Raw genomic sequence first — 18,176 nt, 5'->3', positions numbered from 1 at the left:
ACCCCCAAACACGGCGTCAGCCGCGTCCCGCGATCAGATCGCTGGCCTTCTCACCGATCATGATGGCGGGCGCATTGGTGTTTCCGCTGACGATTTCCGGCATGATCGAGCAATCCGCAACGCGCAACCCCTCGATCCCTTTCACCTTCAAGTCAGGACCGACAACGGCGGCGTCGGTCGTGCCCATCGCACAGGTTCCGGTCGGATGATAGATCGACACCGAATTCGAGCGCGCCCAGTCCAACGTACCTTCATAGTCATCACAGGACAGATCGGCCGTCGGTCGGAACTCCTCGGAGATTTTTGAGGCCAACGGATTGTGGCGCGCAATGTTGCGAGCGATGTTGACGCCAGCGACGATCGTTCGGCAATCGGTCTCTGTCGACAGATAATTCGGGATGATTTTGACATAGCTGGCGGGGTCCGGTCCATCCAACCGCAACTCTCCACGACTTTCCGGCCTGAGTTGGCAGACCGACATCGTGAAGGCCGAAAACGGGTGCACGCCTTCGCCCGGGCTGTCCGCCGACCAGGGCTGGACGTGAAATTGGATGTCCGGGGTTTGAACATCGGGACGGGTCTTCATGAAACCGGTTGCCAGACTGGCCGCCATGGTCATGGGACCGGCCCGGAACAACGCGTATTTCAGCGCAATGCGGGCCTGGTTGAACAGGCTTCGCACCTCATCGTTCAGGGTCGGCTCGTTGCACTTGAATACCAGACGCGCCTGGAGGTGGTCCTGCAGCCCCTTGCCGACGTTCGGCAAGGCGTGAACGGGTTCGATTCCGTTTGCCTTCAGATGATCGGGGTCACCAATGCCTGACAGCATCAGGATCTGCGGAGAGTTGATTGCCCCCCCGGACAGGATGACCTCGCGCCGTGCTTTCACCGTTTTGGTTTCGCCCGACCGATCGCGGTAGACAACGCCTGTTGCGCGCTTGCCGTCCATGGCAACCCGCGTCACCAGCGCGCGCGTGACGATCGTCAGATTCTGACGGTTGCGGATGGGCTTGAGATAGGCGACGGCTGCACTGCAACGTCGCCCGTTGCGCGTGGTCAGCTGAAAATACCCGACACCCTCCTGGTTGGCGCCGTTGTAGTCGGGATTGAACGGATAGCCTGCGGCCTGTGCCGCAGCGACCCAAGCATCGCAGATCGGGCGCTGTATGCGCATATTGGAGACGGACAATGGCCCACCTACGCCATGATACTCATCCTCTCCACGCTCTTGATCTTCGCTGCGTTTGAACAGGGGCAAAACATCGTCCCAGCCCCACCCGACGTTTCCCATCTGGCGCCAGCGGTCATAGTCCTCTTTTTGTCCGCGAACGTACAGAAGCCCGTTCAACGACGACGACCCACCCAACACTTTTCCGCGCGGCCAATCAATGGAACGCCCATTCAGGCCCGGGTCAGGCTCGGTGCGATAACACCAATCGACCGAGGGGTTGTGCATGGTCTTGAAGTACCCGACCGGGATGTGAATCCACGGGTTGGTGTCTGGTCCGCCCGCCTCGATCAATGCAACTTTGGTTTGGGGATCAGCACTAAGCCGATTGGCGATGACACATCCCGCAGAACCGGCACCGACAATCACATAGTCCACTTCCATGATCGGCTCCTCCCGAAGTTGCTAAAAAAACCCTATGCAAGATGCATGAATTAAGCTAGCATTTTTTGATACAAAACGTCTCATTAATTGCGAAACGGGAGGATAGCAATGGAGATCGGACGAAAGTTAAGTGGCATTTCACGGCGGGACTTTTTCCGCGTTGCCGGACGCTATGGCATGAGTTCCACTCTGCTGGCAGCAGGGGGTTTCGGTGGGGCCATGAGCCTTGCCAATCTCGCGCAGGCGGCTGAATCCACGTATGAAAAACGGTTCTCGAAAGAGCCTAAGCATACGCTGAAATTCGGTGCGGCAGGCTTCAACACGCGCAACCTTCTCATCGAACGGGCCGGCGCCATCGAATTCGCCCGCGACCTCGAGGAACGCACGGACGGTGAGATTCGCATCGAGTTCATCGGCGACAACCAGATCTGCGGTCAGCTGAGCTGTGTCGAGAAAACCCAGCAGGGCATCGTGGACATTTACGCGGCCTCGACCCAGAACTCGGCCGGTGGCGCACCCTATCTGAACGTGTTGGACTATGCCTACATGTTCCCAAGCCGCGCAGCGCAGTATCATTTCTTCTACAGCCCCGCCAGCCAGCGGATCCTGCGCGAGCCGCTCGAGAAGCGCCACGGATTGAAGTTCCTTTTCACCCACTGCGAATTGCGCGGGCTTCAGATGGGGTCGACCTTTGCGGACAAGCCCACCGTCACCAAACTGGAAGAGCTGTTTGGCACCAAGAACCGCGTGACCGGCACTCAGCTGGGTCGAATCGCGATGCAACTGCTGAACCTGAACCCTGTTCCGGTGGCCTGGGAAGAGACGCTGGATGCGCTGAAGACCGGTCTGATCGATGGGGCCGAAACCTGGGCATCGGCGGTGGCTTATGCGAACATGGCGCCAGTCGTTTCCCAGTCGGTCAACCTCAAGTTCTTCTGCGGTACCGAACACACGTCGATGTCGGCCAAGGTCTTCGACAGCCTGGGCGGCGAGTTGCAGGATGCGGTCATGGAATCGTCCTACTTCACGCAGGCGCTGATCCAGGGTGCAAACGAAGCCGCGTTGCTGAACACGGTCGGCTTCTCGGATCCGCAGCTGCCCAACACGATCTTTGCCGAGAACGGTGTGCGTGCGGCCTTCCTGCCGGACGACCAGATCAAGCTGGCCGAGGAAATGTGTGCCCCGAACTTCAACCCGGAACCCTGGGCGGAATGGCGCGAGCGCCTGAACAAGTGGGCCGGCGGCATCGACACCTATCAGGAGATCTACGACATCGCGCGCGAGATCCCGGCAGACACCCTGCCGGAAAATGTCGAGCCCCGCCGTTGGTGGATGGGCCAAGCCTGATAAACTGATTTGAACCGGCCCCGCGTGGGCCGATTCATCCGAAGACCGACTGGGAGGACGGGGTTCATGTCATTTTGGGCAGACATTGGCGCGATATTCAGCGCCTTTCTCAGCCAGGATTCCTTTGAAATTCAATCAGCGTTGGAGCCCGACGCAGCGTGGGTTGTCGGCGCCGTCGTCGCTGCGCTGGGCGGGCTTCTGGTCATGCTGATCTATCGCAAGGTTCCCTTCATCGAGCGCCATCTGGAACGATCCGTGATGGTGTATTCCTATCTCGCCATCGCGCTGATTATCTTCTGGGGCGTGATCGACAGATTCGTCTTCAATGACCAGGAACCCTGGTCCACAACGATTCCACCCTTGCTGTTCATGGTGATGGCGTGGTTCGGGGCCTCCTACAACGTGCGCCTCAGAACGCATCTGAGCTTCAGCGAATTCCGGACCGCGATGCCACGCGGCGGGCAGTTGGCCTGCCTGATCCTGGACGCGGTGCTGTGGTTCATCTTCGCGGTCATCGTCATCGTGACCACGTCGCGGCTGGTGGCCTTGTCAGCGTCCAACTTCCAGATCGTTCTGGGCACGGACAACGTCATGCAGTGGTGGTTCCTGCTGGCGGCACCGTTGTCATTCTTTCTTATGGTCGGCCGAGTATTCCAGAACCTGGCGGACGATCTGCGCAACTTCAAAACAGGCGAGCCGCTGATCAAGCAGGCCGTGATCGGGGCAGACTGATGGCAGACGGAACTTGGGTTACTTTGATTTCGCTCGGCGTGACATTCCTGTTCATGTTGGGCGTGCCGGTCCTTCTGGTCATCGGCTACTGGGTGATCGGCTGCTCGTTTGTTCTGGGCCTGACGCTCGACAACATGGGCGCCGAGCTTTTGAACGTGTTCAACAAGGGCTTCGCGCTGCTAGCCATGCCCCTGTTCATCCTGACCGGAGACCTGATCAACAAGTCGGGTATCGCCCGAAGGCTCAGCGATTTCGCCTATGCCTGTCTCGGCTGGATACGCGGCGGTCTGGCGATGGCTTCGCTTGGGGCCTGCGGGTTGTTCGCGGCGATCTCGGGGTCGAACTCGGCCACGACAGCCACGATCGGATCGATGCTGCACCCCGAGATGGTCAAGGGCGGATATGACGAACGCTTCAGCGCTGCGACCGCCGCGGCGGGCGGCACAGTCGGGATCATCATCCCACCATCAATCATCTTCATCGTTTATGGCTTCCTGATGAACCTGCCGATTTCCGAGCTGTTCGTGGCCGGCATCCTGCCCGGCGCGCTGATGGTCATCGGGATGCAGTTTGCCTGCTGGATCATCTGCCGCATGAACGGCTGGGGTCACCTGATCCCGCTGCAGCTGAACCGCGTTCTGAAAACCGCCTTCGGCGCGTGGCTGGGCTTTTTTGCCATCGGGCTCGTGCTGTGGGGCATCTACACCGGCAAGTTCTCTCCGACCGAGGCCGCCGGGGTCACCGTTGGCTTCTGCGTCATCGCCGGGCTGGTGAGTTATCCGATCAACCGGATCATGGGCGCCCGCGACGATGTTTCCCCAACGGACAAGAGCTTTGCCGAAATGCTGGTGGTCGAGGGCTTCACGATCCCCGAGATCCCGTCAATCGTCATCCGTTCGGCACAGATCACCGGGATCCTGGCGCCTCTGATTGCCATCTCGGTGGTGATGCAGCAGATCCTTTCCCTGCTGGGTGCCCAGGAAACGATCGGCAATTTCGTGACCTCGATGGGGGGCTACCATGCTGTTCTGTTCACCTCGATGGTGATCGTGTTTTTCTCGGGCATGGTTCTGGAAAGCCTGCCGGTGACCATCATTCTGGCTCCGATTCTGGCTCCGATCGCAGCTTCGGTCGGGATTGATCCGATCCACTTCTCGGTGATCTTCCTTGTCGGAGCATCCATTGGCTTCATCACGCCGCCATACGGGCTGAACCTGTATGTCGCCTCGGGAGTTACAGGCGTGCCGTATTTCCGGCTTCTGCGGTATACGGTGCCTTATCTGGTGGCGTTGCTCTCGGTCTGGATTCTGGTGTCACTGGTGCCTGATCTGGCCTTGATACTGCTGCCGAAAAACTAGACTGTAGCCGGATGACCGCGACGGACACACAAGACAAGGACACCCAGATTCCAACGAACCTGCGCCTGTTGCTGATCTTGGAAGAGGTCGCGCGGCGCGGGGTCGCGGTCAAACCGGCAGACCTGATCGAAGCGTTGGGTCTGGCAAAGCCGACGGTCCACCGGCTGCTGCAGACGGCCGAGGCCGAAGGGTTCCTTCAACGTGATCTGGACGGCCGGTCCTATGGGCCCGGCCCCCGGTTGCGGCAGATGTCCGTGAACACTGTTTCGTCCGAACATCTGCGCACGGCCCGGCTGGCAATCCTGCGCGGAGTAGCCGACGAAATTGGCGAAACCTGCAACCTTGCCATCCCCGACCGCGAGGGCATGATCTATCTCGATCGGGTCGAGACCAAATGGCCGCTGAGAATCCAGCTGCCGATCGGGACCCAGGTGCCATTCCACTGCACCGCCAGCGGAAAGATGTACCTCTCGACCCTGCGCCGAAACACCTTGGATGGGTTTCTCTCGGCGCGCGGACTGACCGCAAACACCGAGAAAACCATTACTGACCCCAAGGCCATGCGTGCCGAGATCGCCAAAATCGCCCAAAACGGTTACTCGACCGACGACGAGGAGTTCATGCCCGGCATGGCCGCCGTCGCGGTTCCGGTCTTTGACGAGAATGACCGGCTTGCGGCCACTCTGTCCGTGCACGCACCCACACAACGTCACGATCTGACAAGCCTGAAGCAATTCCTGCCACTGCTGCAGTCCGGGGCACTCAAACTGTCGGGTCTGCTTGCCTCGTAGGGTGGGCCGGCACGGGACCCAGCCGTGCGGAGGCGAGCAGTGATCTCGCCCCACCGACTTGGGCAGACACAGAATTGACGCGCCCACCCCGGCCAATAGTCAGTTGCCTGCCTGATGTTCCGCCTCGGTGCGTTGGCGTTGAATCGCGCGTTCGCCTTCGGGCCAGCTGTTCTTGATGAACGCGAGAATGTCCCAGATATCCTGATCGGACAGGCTGTCGGCAAATCCCGGCATTCCGCTTTTGACCCCCGAGACTCCCATTCGCTTGAGCATCTCCTCGCCGCCCAACTTGGTATAGTCGAACAATAGGCCATCGCCATGATGCCAGGTGTGCCCGGTTCGATCATGCGGCGGGGCTGGAAGGACGCCGTCCGCATCAGGCGTTTGCCAATCGGGCTGACCCTCCAGGTTGGCCCCGTGACACGATGCACAGTTCTCGGCATAAAGCGCCGCCCCACGTAGCGGATCGCCGGATGCTCCGTCAGGCACCCCTTTCGACATCCACCATTGAGCGCTGGCCAAGACGATGATCACAACGGCCACCGGTGTACCCCATTTCATCATTGGCGAGATCGTTCCGCGCAGCACCTCCACCTTTTCACCCTCCGTCATGGTCATCGAGCAGATAAGTTGACATGGCGCGGCGGTCTTCGTCCGTCAGGAAGCTGGTGCCGTAGGTCACGACCTCGCCCATTGCGCCGCCGAATACGTCACCGTCGGGCATGATGCCGGTGCGCAGGGCATAGGCCAGGCTGTCGACGGTCCAGCCCCGCATCTGCAGGGTTTCAGAGTCGATGGCCGGCGCCTTGTCGCCGCCCGGCAGTGCATCACTGCCCTTGAAGTGCTCGGTATCCGACTTGCGGGCGCCCAGCAGATTGCGCCCGGTGTGGCAGGCGGCACAGTGGGTGACGCCTTCGACCAGCAGCCGGCCGCGGTTCCACACATCACCTTTGCCGGGGACCGGATCGGTGTGCGGCGGCTCAAGGAACGCCGCGCGCCACAGTTTCAGCCCCCAGCGCTGGTTGAAGGGAAAGGCCATCTCCTGCACGCGGGACGGCGTGGCCACCGGCGGCACGGTCTGGAAAGCCGCCCACAGGTCGGCGATGTCCTGATCGGTGAAATCGGCGTAGAACGGGTACGGGAAGGCCGGGTAATAAGGCTGCCCGTCCGGCGCCACGCCTTGACGCACAGCCTTGGCAAATTCCTCGATCGTCCAGCCGCCAATGCCGTGGTCCGGGTCGGTGGTCAGGTTCGGGGAATACAGCGTGCCAAAGGGCGTCTCGAGCTTGACGCCGCCGGCCAGAGGCGCGCCGCCCTCGGCGAAGTTGGTGTGGCAGGCGATGCAGCCGCCCGCCCGCGCTAGGTAGGCCCCGCGGTCAACCTCGCTTGTCAGGTCGGGCAGTTGCGGCGTCAGGCCGATCGGCCACGCGATCACGGCGGCCAGCCCCGCCGCTGCCAGAACGGCAGAGGCAAGGCCCAGACGATAGATGCGTTTCATCGTGGCACCCTATTCCGACCGAAACCGCGTGTGACAGGCCGAGCAGGTCTGGCCCAGCATCATGAACACGTCATCGGCGGGCATCTCGGACAGCTCCTCGCGCTTGGGGGTTCCGCCCATCATGGCCCCGCCCCCCATCATCGAGGCGCCACCCATCATGCCCGATCCGCTCATCATGCCGGACCCCTGCCCGGCACCGGCCATCATCAGCCCGTTGTCGGCCGCCAAAGCCAGCCCCTCGGCATTGGTCTGCAGCTGTTCGGCCAGTTCGGCGAAAGCGTCCCAGTCCTGCCAGATCGCGGGTTTGGCCTCGGAGGGCATGCCGTTGCTGCCTTCGGGGAACAGCCGGGTCATGCTGTCGCCGGCATGGCGGCCGATCGCCTCGGCTGCGCGCCGGACGGTGGCGGCGTCATAGGGCGTCTTGCCCTGCATCATCGGCGTCAGGGTCTTCATGGCGTCCTTCATGGCGGACATGCCGTCCATCCGTTCCTTCACGATCCCGGTGGCGCCACCATGCGCCAGGGCGGTCACGGCAATCATCGACGCCAGCACGGCGCCCGTCGTCAGCTTGAAAAGGGTCATCGTCTTGTCCTGTATGTCTGCTTCAACTCGCCCACCGAAAGGGGCCTTTCATGACTCAGGACACGGCGCGTGGCGGGGGCGGATCGAACAGGGCCACCGGCAGCATCCGGTACCGGCCCGGCGGGATGGCACGACGGCTGATCCTTGATACCAGCGCGGAAAGGACTGGCGCGGCCACGGTCATTGCGACGCCGTTGCAGAAGGCCCCGCCGTGGCAATGGCCCGGGTGGCCCTGTTCGACGTGGTCGGGGTCGGGTGCTCCCAGATCGACGACGGCATGTGTGCCCCCATCGCCCCCATGCGCAAAGGCGGGTTCCGAGAACACCAGAATACCGGCCAGAACCAGGCCCAAGGCCAGAATCCACCGTCCGATCATCCTGTCCGCCCAGCTGTGCAAGGTTCAGTTTATCCCGTTCTCGCGCTGCAGTTCCCTGACATAGGCAACGATGCCCTGCACGTCTGCACGGGTCAAGCCAGCGACCGGCGGCATGTCGCCAAAGCGCCAGTGGTGGGCCTGAACACCATATTGAACCGCCCGCTGAAAGGCCTCGTCCCCGTGGTGGCTGGGCTCGTAGATCTTATGCACCAGCGGCGGCGCCAGGCCTTCCAACCCCGTGGCATTCGCCCCATGGCAGACAGCGCATTTGACGTCAAAGGCAACCTTGCCCATCTGCGCCTGCGCACTCAACGTCGCTGGCACCCGGACCTGCGCGATTGGTTCCCCTTGCGACAGCGACGACGTGTCGGGCACCACCATCGAATGGCCCGCAGGCTGCTGGTTGTAGTTGTAGACAAATACGGCAGCGCCTGCGATCAGAACGCCGCCTACCAATAGCGTCAGTTTGTTCATCGGCTCGTTTCACTCGGTTGTTTTTTGGCTTGGCGCAGGCGACACCGAAACGGTCTGACACTGATCAAACCTGCTTGACCTGCCGGTTTTGCCGCCTTGCGCACAGTTTCGGGGGGACTGTCTGCCCCATTCCCGCGCTGGAAGGTCAAGAGAAGTTTGCTGCAAATTCCCCCAAAGCCGACGAAGGACTGCAGCACCGTACCGAAAGGTCATCGCCGAGCTAAGCCGCCCGAGGATTCCAATCGTGAGAAACGGCCGAATCCCCCATCGCTGTGGTCGAAGTGTAAGCCGGATCCGGGATGCACAGCGCAAATCTCCCGGACCGTTCATGACGCCGTCAGTTGAAACTTGAAGACTTCTGAATGGCGCCGGCTGCGACGGGCTTGTCAGTACTTCGCCAGAGATTCGAGTATCTTCTTCCACATATCGGCATCACCCGGAAAAATCCTTTGCACCAGAAATTCGGACGGAAAATCCGGCCACGTGGTGTCCAACTCGTCAACAAGTCTTTGTGCTTCGTCAAAATTGCCCAGCCGATCATGAGCGACGGCCTGGAATAAAAGTGATGGCCCGCTTACGGGCGCTCCAGCAGCCGGTGCGCCCTGAAAGGCTTCGACAACGTTTTCGTAGTTCCCGAGCACAAGCTGGGATACCCCCCAGATATTTCTCGCCCCAAATCGGCCGGATCCGGATCTGACCCGCGTCGGATTACTGACCTCGGCCGCAAGTTCAGGCTCGTTCGCAATCAGGGCGGCAATCCCGACAAGGTCCAGAACATGGCCATCTTCAGGCGCTAGTTCAGCAGACAGGCGCGCATATTTCAAAGCCTCATCCGCGTCGCCCGACACCGCCAATCGCCAACCGTTCGAGGCGTTGGCCCAAGCACCCGACGGGGACAACTCAAGCGCCGTTCCTGACATCTGGGATGCTTGCCGCAACAGATCCTCTCGTGTGTCCTCGTCTTGAGACAGCAGAGCCAGTGTGGCCAAGACCTGAGCCATTCCCGCATAGCCATCGGGCAAGGCCGGGTCGAGCTCGGTGGAATGCTGGAACATTCCCAGGGCGATCTGCTGGCGTTTGACATCGAAGACCGGAAAGAACATCCCCCGCGCCTGATCCGCCAGGTTGGCCGCCTGCAATCTGGCAAGCGATTGCTGACCAAGCGCAGCCCGTTCGGCCTGCCGGGTGGTGTTGGTGGGTTGCCCGGCCTCGTCGTTGCCGGGTCTCAGCCACATGCCCAGCATGACGATCATGGCCACAACGCACAGCCCGACCAACAGAAGTCCACGCAGGTGGCTGGGTCCGCCGGACGGGCCGTGGCTTGCCAAGTCCGACTTGGGATCATCCAGGGAAGCTTGGTGTGAAAACCGCGGTTTGTATCCGCCTGGATCGACGAAGATCCGAACGCCCTGACCGTCCCAATGGTCTTCGTAAAACTCACGCAGCAAACGCCGTAGTCGCCTGGCCTCTACCCGAACCAGATTTCGACCGCCGCTGCCATCAATGCTGCGACCGTACACTTCGACGGCAATGGCCTTGCCGCGGATCTGGGAACCGCGACCGGCGAGGGTTTCCTCGACGACATAGGTGAGGAACTGCTGAAGCCGGGGCGACGTTTGGAACTCGGCGCTGGCAACAACGTCACGCAGCGCCTGCCGAACCAGGTCAGGTGATGGCAGCCCAACATCTTGATCTATCGATAAATCATTGGCTTGGTTCACTGCAAACTCACCCCCAACTCACGGTGACTCACTTGGCCGCCCCGGTCAACCGCACGCATCTTGATGCGAGAATAGATAGTGGGAATCGGGCTTTATCCAGTGACGGACGACCTCAAAGACGAGCTACCCGAGCTTTCGACTGCGCTTTCCAGCCAGTTCAAACCGGACGCATTTCTGAGCGAGGCCATCGAGGACTTCGGCAAAGTCTGCGCAAAGCTTAAGGATACGTCGATCACCGCGTCCGAGCGCGAGGAATGGGCCCACATCAAATCTGAACTTGTGAACGAGCTTCGTCGTCTGGCGAAGCGCAATCTTAGAAACGCATCCGACTGAGGGTATCGCAATGACCGACAAAGACCAAAGCAACGATCACGAAAACGAGCAAAACCAGCCAGCGGATGAGATCGAAAGCCCTTCGCGCCGGCATGTCATGCAGGGGCTGGCGGCAGGTGCGGTGGCAACGGGGGCTGTCAGCTACGGCTCCGGCGCAGCACAGGCGCATGAGGGGGACGGCCCTCTGGGTGAAAGCCTGAAGAACCCCTATGGCGGCCGGCCTGCCGGCGGCATCACTCTGCCAGAGTACTTCCGGCCGACGAAATACATGACCGGGTCGAACGCAAACTATTTCCCGCTTTCCGAGGAATTGGGGCCCGACGAGATGCGCATCTCCTTCTGCGGGTCAACGCCGTTTCCTCCGCGTGAGGATCAGGCAGGCACCTGTGTGATGGTCGAGCTGGGCAATGGAAAACGGTTCTTCTTCGATTTCGGGTCGGGCTGTGTGCGCAACATCATCGGGATGCAGGTGCCTGCGCAATTGATCAACGATATCTTCATCACGCATCTGCATGTCGATCACTACGCCGACATCCCCTATATCTATCCGTTCAGAGCTTGGTCGGGAGGCTACACGCCGCTGCGGATCCACGGCCCGTCCGGTCGGACCCCCGAGCTTGGGACGGCGGGCATGGTGGACGGCATGAAGCAAATGCTGAAATGGCATTTAGAGGCCTTCGACGTATTCCCGATTGGAGACGGTTACGAAATCGAGGTCAACGAGTTCGATTTCCGTCAGGAAGGCGGCATCGTCTATGACGAAGATGGCGTCACCGTGCGCTCTTGGCCACGCAGCCATGCCAAGGACGGCGCCGTCGGGTATCGCCTGGATTGGAACGGCCTGAGCTTCGTTTGGACCGGGGACGGCCGACCGGATGAATTGAGCCTTGAATACGGCAAAGGCGTTGATGTGTTCGTCACCGAAATGTCCGGTCAGGATATCGGCCAGTTGATGACCTACAAATACGGCCTGCCGCAGGAGCTGTTCAACTACACGATCGATACCCATCACACCTCGCATTATGCGGTTGGCAAGATGATGGCTGAGGCACGCCCCCGGCTTGCGATGGTGACCCATTACACGCAGGACGAGGACATTGATGCCGAGATGCTGGCGGGTATCCGGGCCCATTATGATGGGCTGTTCGCCTGGGGTCTGGACGTGGCCGTGGTCAACGTCACAAAAGATGCGATCTGGTATCGGAAGGCGACACTGCCCGGCAAGTCAGGCTCGGTCGCACCGTTCCGTGAATTGGGCAAGATGGAAGCCGAAGGCAAGATCACCTTGCCCGATGAAATCAAGCCACCTGCCCCGCGGTCATCGCGCGCCGAACAGCAGGACCAAAAGTACCGCGACATGGAGATCGACCCCAAGGAATACTACCCCTCCGACGTGTTCCGTGCGCCCAATCCCGAATGGCCCAGCGACTTCGTGATCAAAACCGACGACGTCATTCCAAACCGCAAGAAGAAGACGGAGTGACACTATGATCGAGTTTGGTTCGACTTCGGCAATTCCGGTCACAATTCTGACCGGCTTTCTCGGGGCGGGGAAAACTACCCTTCTGAACCGCATCCTGACCGGCAATCATGGTCTGCGGGTTGCAGTTCTGGTCAACGATTTCGGCTCGATCAATGTGGATGCTGATCTTGTGGTTGGCATGGAAGATGATGTGATGAGCCTGGCGAATGGGTGTGTGTGCTGCTCGATCCGGGATGACCTGATCGAAACGGTCGAGGCCGTTCTCGCCCGGCCGGAAAAACCGGAATACATCGTCCTCGAGGCCAGTGGCGTATCTGATCCGTCTTCAATTGCGATGACGTTCACGGACCAGAAGTTCCGGGACATGATCCGCCTCGACAGCCTCATGTGCCTTGTCGACGCCGAGCAGCTGTTCGCCGCACCAGAGCAGATGGAGTTGAAACTCAGGCAAATCGCGTTTTCCGACATGGTCATCTTGAACAAGGTGGACCTGGTCAGCAGAGAAACAGTTCAGAAAGTGCACGACTGGCTCGGCTCGCGTTTCCGCAGGTATCGCCTGGTCGAAGCGGTCAATGCGGATGTCCCGCTGGACATATTGCTGTCGGTCGGCCGGTTTGCTGCCGAACAGCTTGAGACAGAAGTGCCGGAGCATCATGAGCATGGGCCTGACTGCGGGTGCCAACACGCTGACCATTCTGACGGATTCTCAACCACGATGATGAAGGCCGAGCAACCCATCAGCCTGTCATCGCTGAGAGGCGCAATTCGAAAGCTACCGGGCGACGTCTATCGCCTCAAAGGATTTGTTTTCAGCGAGGAGGACCCGGATCATCGCATTCTTGTGCAGGTCGTCGGAAAGCGCATGGACATTTCACGGGATGGCGCATGGGGTGATCGAAAACCCGAGACGCGGCTTGTGGCGATCGGCGCGCCCGGTGCGCTTTCGGAACACCTGCTCACCGACGCCCTGTTCGAAACAGCCTAGCGATCACGCCGGTGGTTTGCCCCCAAACGGGGCGACCGGCCCTCGTGCCACCGCCCCTGAATTTGATTTAGAGGCCGAAATAATTAGACTTGTCGCAATCGCAACCTTCCTACAGCGGGGAACCCTTTATGTTCACAAGACTTTTTTGTTTGGCGCCGGCCATCTCGATCCTGTTGTCTTCCCCGCTTTTTGCGCAGGACACGCCGATCATCCATGACGCACAGTACTATATTCTGGAAGCGCAGAATGGCGAGCAGTGGATTGAAGACAACGCTGCCGTCGATGCGTTACTGGTCGAGTTTCGGGAAGGCAATGCTGGCAACCATCCCAACATCGTGTCCATTCTGATCGACGATCTGGGTTTCGGCGACATGGGCATTCCCGAACTGAATGCGGTACGCGGAATTGAAACCCCCAACATCAATGCGTTCTCGGACGAAGCCATGCGCATGGTTCGAATGTATACCGAGCCGTCCTGCACGCCGACGCGCGTGGCCCAGATGACCGGGCGGCTGCCGGTGCGCATGGGTATGGGCGACACTACGGTCGACATTGCCGGCTTTGGCCTTCCCGGAGATGAGGTCACACTGGCAGAGGTTCTGAAAGAGGCCGGCTATGCCACCAGTCATGTCGGCAAATGGCATATGGGTGATATCGCCGAAAGCTGGGCGATGAATCAGGGTTTCGACTATGCGCAGCATGCCATCCATCAACAGGGTCAACTGACAATCTTCAACGATGATGCGATCCGCGAGCAGGTCTCGGTCGGCATCCAGGACTTTGAAGAGGACTATATCGTAGACGATTGGTTCCGCCCGGATCCTGCCGCCATGGCCACCGTCATCGAAGGTGAGGCTGGCGGTCCAATCCGCGAAATCCGCATGCAGCCCGGCGAGCGTTGGGACGCAGAAAAATACGATGAGATGAACGAACAGTTCCAGCTCAAGGCGCTGTCTGAACTGCAGCGGCTGGCAGGCGGTGACACCCCCTTCTTTCTGCAATACTGGCCGATGATCCCGCTCGACAACACGCGCGCCGGACGCGACGGCCCTGAAAGCGTGAATGGCGGCCTTTATGCGGACAAGTTGCAACTGCTGGACGAATATCTGGGCGTGCTGTTTGACGAGATGGAGACGCTTGGCGTAGCCGAAAACACCATTGTGGTGCTGATGGGCGACAACGGGCACTTCACGAAATATTCCCCACAGTCAGGTTTCACGCCGATGATTTTCCGTGGCGGCAAGGGAGATACGACAGAAGGCGGCGTACGTGTGGATGCCTTTATCCGTTGGCCCGGAATGATCGAGGCGGACTCGATCGTGAACAACATCATCCATGTGTCGGATCTGTATACGACCCTGTCCCGCCTGGCTGGTGCCGACGCGTTCATCCCACGGGACAGGCTTGTGGATGGGGTGGACCAATCCGCGTCAATCCTGTTCGGCGACGAGTCGAAAACGCGTCGCGATCATGTGATCATCTATTCGGTGGCATCCCCGAAGGCGATCGTGAAGGATCAGTTGAAACTGAACCTTCCGGGTGCCGGAGAAAGTGCAATTCTGGCGAATTTCTTCGATATTTATCGGGATACGCATGAAAAGTACCCGGTTTCGACCGAAGTTGGCGCGTGGGGCGGCCAGGAATTCCAGCGCATTCTGGGACGGCATCTTGCCCGAAAAAAGCTGTATCCTGATACCGAACCTGCGCGCGGCGTGCCGTATGAAGGCATCGAAAACCTGCGCCCAGAAACCGTTGCCGCGGTCGAAGCCTTTCTGACCAAACAGACTGCGGTCGAACGCTAACTGCAGTCCGACCTCACCTCGGCCCGCCACGTTCAAGAGGCACCTCCATGCTTGCCAATCTGATCTTCTATACTGGCCTCGCTATCTCGCTCGGGATTGGCTTTGTCTATTTCCGCGACCTCGGTGACGTTTCCCAGATGTTGCTGAAGGTAAAGCGAGAAAACATGATCCGCTTCATTCGCAACGAATATCGGTTGATCGGGCTTGGCCTTGCGGCTTTTGCGGTTGCGACCATAGCCCACTTTGCGTTCGGTGCCGGCATCGGCGCGATCTGGTGGTTGGGCGCGGCTCTGGCATTGGTTCTGTATGGCTTTCCCTATGTGTGGGTCCATTTAGGGTTGAGAAACCAGCTCAACACAGCCCGGTATTACAGCATTGCCGAAGCCGAACGGTTCGTCGGACCGACCGCGCCCGTGATCGTGATAACAAACGGCGATCTCGCCCGGGCACATCCTGACGCCCAGATCATGCGGCCGCATCTGGCCGGCGACGCCAAGGGGCTTGGGGGCGAAGACGTGGTCATGACCTATTGCGCAATGGCCAATCTTGGTCAGGGTTACAGGCCATCCATCGAAGGAAAACGGCTTAACCTTCAAGTTCTAGCGCAACATGGCAACAACTTGATCCTGCGGGACAACGACTCCGGGGAGCCAATCCAACACATCTATGGGTTCCGAGAAGCGGATCGGGACACCGCGTCGGACGGGCCCGCCTGCCCATTGCGTCCGGAAGCTCAAATGGAGCCATGGCCAACGTTCCGCATGACATTCCGTGGCTTCAAGAAAGCCTACCCGGACGGTGAGGTCTTTCTGAACAAGCCGTCGAGCAACCCGTTCCTGAGACTGCTGGACATGGTGCTGGAGATCGTTTTCGGATGGGGGATCGCCAGGCAGCATCAGGAGGCTGACCCCGTCATGGACAACATGGAGCGCGCGCCTGACACGCGCCTGCCCAACAAGACACCTGTTTGGGGCGTGACCATCGGGTCGGATGCCGTGTGTTGGACCGACGACTTCGTGGTTGACCAGAACTGGCTGGTGAACACACAAGTCGGAGGGCGTGATCTTGTGGTTCAAATAGACCCACATTTCGAAAGCCTCGGGGTCTGGTACAACGACAGCGGCAAACCAGTAAAGCGTTGTGACTTTTGGGGAAATAGCGATCAGGGGCAACTCACGCGGGTTGAAACCTTGCGTGCCGGTTTGTTCTGGCACGTCTGGGCAGAGTTCTTTCCCAACACAGATGTCAATCGCATCGACGGTAGCGCGAACGTAAGTTAGGCGGATTGGCTCATCGGGCGTGAAGGTGCGTCGTTACAGTGGACCACTTTCGCTGAAACACTCCCAAAGCGCTTCTGCTTGGCGCCCCAAGGCATTGCCTTATCGGAATAGGGCCGACCTTTGCCCACAGCTTGGTTTTTTGGGCGCTAGTTTGATTTTTTGAGTTTGGTTGCGGGAGGGCGCAACCACCGTTTCCGAACGCAATTGAGATGTCAGGTTTATTCGCCAAGCGGACGTCAGTGTTGCCACTCTTAGAATTACGTTGTGCGGACAAAGCCGTCATCGAAGGCTGAACAATCAAGGAATGTTCGCAACCCAAGGGAGACAATATGAACCGAGTTTTTTGCTAACCAAATGCCGGAGGTAACCGCGCTTTGCAGTTGCAGTTGATGCCGGTGTTGATCGACCTTCAACGCGATTAAGCACATGTGGCCCGGCCGCGATCAGACTAGCGACTGAGCTGACGCAGCGCGAGTTTCCGGCCCAGTTCGTTTCTTATGAAATTCACCTTACGCCCGCTCGCTAGAAAAAGTACTTGATACCAATGTATGGACCATGCTGATCGACGTCATAGGCAAATTCACCGGAACTCAGTGTGTCGCTATAGTCGACGCTAAAGTAACGATACCCGAATGTCAGTGAGGTTTTCTCCCAGGGCTGATAGTCAAAGCCAATACTTGTGCCAATCTGGAGATCATTTCCACCGGCACCAAAACCGCCAAGTTCCACAGACGCAATCCCAGTCCATTTCTGGTTTAGCCGCCACATTCCGCGTATGCCGACGACTGGTTCTATCCAACCCTGATCTCCGTCCAATGTTGGTGGGTTTCCCAGACCTGGGGTCGCTATGTCGATTTCCTAACGGATGGAATTGTACCTCAGGCCGCCCTGGAGATCGATTGTACATCTCTGGCCGCTGCTGCCGTATTCGCCATCTGAAATACAGTAAGGCCACAGTTCACCAAACCATCTTTGACGAACGTCAACGTTAACCCCGGCTCCCAGGGGGCCAGGCAAAGTGGTATACTGTTCGATCACCACTTAATTCGCATCTACGATTATCCCAAAACCCCCGTTCCATGCCTCGTACTGGCCAGCTGCCGCGAAATCGAGCACATCCAGAACGTCACCAAGGTCCAGATCCAAATCCGCGGATTGTCCAGCCACGGTTGACTTACCCGTGATTCGCAGGGGTGTGAACAGATAGAATGAGGCTCCATGCCGACAGCCTGTTTCGTTTTGACCTGGCGCAGGTAGAGTCTGAGCGCGGGAAAGCCCGGGCATAGAAAATACGCCGGTCAGAACTACGAGGGCGCTAATTCATCTGAGGTGGAGCATCAAAGCTTCCTTGCATATTGGCGGTGCTTAGTAGTTGGACCTGAGACCTATCCCGGCACCTTGGTCGTAGGGTCTGTTAGCATCAATACCGACCAACACATCGGTGTAGAGAGCAGTTCCAGGGTTGAGGTTTTTACCGATCTGGAACTCGGCGGTCGCGGGCCACGCGTCATTTTCCCAATCGTATGGCGCTTTGATATCTGCTTTTGCCCAATACCCGTCACCAAATGGCTGAAGCGCAATCAGGCGCAGCGCAATTTGGCTGATATCAAGTAGAAGCGTTATGCGAAGCAAAGTGCTGGACCAGAGGGATCAGAGTCAGCCCAGTATTCGTGTTTGCAAAAGCGAACCCACCAAATGGGGCGATCTGATCCGTACCGATGCCGATGCCTTCGTCGGGGTCAACAAAATCGAGGATCCACTCCAAACCAAGTGCGGATTTTTTGCTCCAGGTGTCAGACAAG

General features: G+C 59.1%; 17 protein-coding genes. 9 read left to right on the top strand and 8 right to left on the bottom strand.

The window, feature by feature from the left end:
• Window positions 1–16: 16 nt before the first annotated feature.
• The gene (locus ACR3EL_RS03350) at window positions 17–1,612 is read right to left on the bottom strand and encodes a GMC family oxidoreductase (protein WP_170337420.1); all 1,596 of its coding nucleotides are present in this window, start codon (window positions 1,610–1,612) and stop codon (window positions 17–19) included.
• A gap of 108 nt (window positions 1,613–1,720) precedes the next feature.
• On the opposite strand from ACR3EL_RS03350, the gene ACR3EL_RS03345 reads away from it, so the two are divergent.
• The 4 genes from ACR3EL_RS03345 to ACR3EL_RS03330 all read left to right on the top strand — a co-directional run bounded on the left by ACR3EL_RS03345 (window position 1,721) and on the right by ACR3EL_RS03330 (window position 5,840).
• Window positions 1,721–2,959, top strand: coding sequence for a TRAP transporter substrate-binding protein (locus tag ACR3EL_RS03345; RefSeq protein WP_093962894.1), 1,239 nt, complete (start codon window positions 1,721–1,723; stop codon window positions 2,957–2,959).
• Between the two features lie 66 nt (window positions 2,960–3,025).
• Window positions 3,026–3,691 carry a TRAP transporter small permease gene (locus ACR3EL_RS03340; protein WP_170337419.1) on the top strand — a complete coding sequence of 222 codons (666 nt, stop codon included), beginning with the start codon at window positions 3,026–3,028 and terminating at the stop codon, window positions 3,689–3,691.
• The gene (locus tag ACR3EL_RS03335) at window positions 3,691–5,049 is read left to right on the top strand and encodes a TRAP transporter large permease (protein WP_093962896.1); all 1,359 of its coding nucleotides are present in this window, start codon (window positions 3,691–3,693) and stop codon (window positions 5,047–5,049) included. The genes ACR3EL_RS03340 and ACR3EL_RS03335 overlap by 1 nt, the downstream gene beginning before the upstream one ends.
• A gap of 11 nt (window positions 5,050–5,060) precedes the next feature.
• Entirely contained in the window at window positions 5,061–5,840 is a 780-nt protein-coding gene (locus ACR3EL_RS03330) for an IclR family transcriptional regulator (RefSeq protein WP_170337418.1), read from the top strand.
• A 99-nt stretch (window positions 5,841–5,939) separates the two neighbouring features.
• Here ACR3EL_RS03330 and ACR3EL_RS03325 read toward each other — a convergent pair whose 3' ends face one another.
• The 6 genes from ACR3EL_RS03325 to ACR3EL_RS03300 form a co-directional block, all read right to left on the bottom strand.
• Complete coding sequence (locus ACR3EL_RS03325) at window positions 5,940–6,452, bottom strand: c-type cytochrome (RefSeq protein WP_170339371.1); 513 nt, start codon at window positions 6,450–6,452, stop codon at window positions 5,940–5,942.
• Window positions 6,439–7,338 (bottom strand): c-type cytochrome, encoded by a 900-nt coding sequence (locus ACR3EL_RS03320; protein ID WP_170337417.1) that lies wholly within the window; start codon window positions 7,336–7,338, stop codon window positions 6,439–6,441. Before ACR3EL_RS03320 ends, ACR3EL_RS03325 begins: the two co-directional genes overlap by 14 nt.
• 9 nt (window positions 7,339–7,347) lie before the next feature.
• Window positions 7,348–7,920, bottom strand: a complete 573-nt coding sequence (locus ACR3EL_RS03315) for a c-type cytochrome (protein WP_170337416.1) — start codon at window positions 7,918–7,920, stop codon at window positions 7,348–7,350.
• A 55-nt stretch (window positions 7,921–7,975) separates the two neighbouring features.
• A complete protein-coding gene (locus tag ACR3EL_RS03310) occupies window positions 7,976–8,296 on the bottom strand; it encodes a hypothetical protein (protein WP_170337415.1) in 321 nt (106 codons plus the stop codon).
• Between the two features lie 24 nt (window positions 8,297–8,320).
• Entirely contained in the window at window positions 8,321–8,770 is a 450-nt protein-coding gene (locus ACR3EL_RS03305; RefSeq protein ID WP_170337414.1) for a c-type cytochrome, read from the bottom strand.
• A gap of 386 nt (window positions 8,771–9,156) precedes the next feature.
• Window positions 9,157–10,491, bottom strand: a complete 1,335-nt coding sequence (locus ACR3EL_RS03300) for a tetratricopeptide repeat protein (protein ID WP_170337413.1) — start codon at window positions 10,489–10,491, stop codon at window positions 9,157–9,159.
• A gap of 99 nt (window positions 10,492–10,590) precedes the next feature.
• Between ACR3EL_RS03300 and ACR3EL_RS03295 the strand changes: the two genes are divergently transcribed.
• From ACR3EL_RS03295 to ACR3EL_RS03275, 5 genes are all read left to right on the top strand, one after another.
• Entirely contained in the window at window positions 10,591–10,824 is a 234-nt protein-coding gene (locus ACR3EL_RS03295) for a hypothetical protein (protein WP_170337412.1), read from the top strand.
• 10 nt (window positions 10,825–10,834) lie between these two features.
• A complete protein-coding gene (gene gntH, locus ACR3EL_RS03290; RefSeq protein ID WP_480720400.1) occupies window positions 10,835–12,307 on the top strand; it encodes a guanitoxin biosynthesis MBL fold metallo-hydrolase GntH in 1,473 nt (490 codons plus the stop codon).
• Window positions 12,308–12,311: 4 nt separating this feature from the next.
• A complete protein-coding gene (locus ACR3EL_RS03285) occupies window positions 12,312–13,292 on the top strand; it encodes a CobW family GTP-binding protein (RefSeq protein WP_480720398.1) in 981 nt (326 codons plus the stop codon).
• A gap of 128 nt (window positions 13,293–13,420) precedes the next feature.
• Window positions 13,421–15,094 (top strand): sulfatase-like hydrolase/transferase, encoded by a 1,674-nt coding sequence (locus ACR3EL_RS03280; RefSeq protein WP_170337410.1) that lies wholly within the window; start codon window positions 13,421–13,423, stop codon window positions 15,092–15,094.
• Window positions 15,095–15,141: 47 nt separating this feature from the next.
• Window positions 15,142–16,374, top strand: a complete 1,233-nt coding sequence (locus tag ACR3EL_RS03275) for a DUF3179 domain-containing (seleno)protein (protein WP_170337409.1) — start codon at window positions 15,142–15,144, stop codon at window positions 16,372–16,374.
• A gap of 1,606 nt (window positions 16,375–17,980) precedes the next feature.
• Here ACR3EL_RS03275 and ACR3EL_RS03270 read toward each other — a convergent pair.
• Window positions 17,981–18,175 (bottom strand): hypothetical protein, encoded by a 195-nt coding sequence (locus tag ACR3EL_RS03270; RefSeq protein ID WP_170337408.1) that lies wholly within the window; start codon window positions 18,173–18,175, stop codon window positions 17,981–17,983.
• Window position 18,176: the final 1 nt, after the last annotated feature.

It is taken from the genome of Ruegeria sp. BJ3 (genome assembly GCF_056535665.1).
This window is presented reverse-complemented; position numbering and strand designations above follow the sequence as displayed.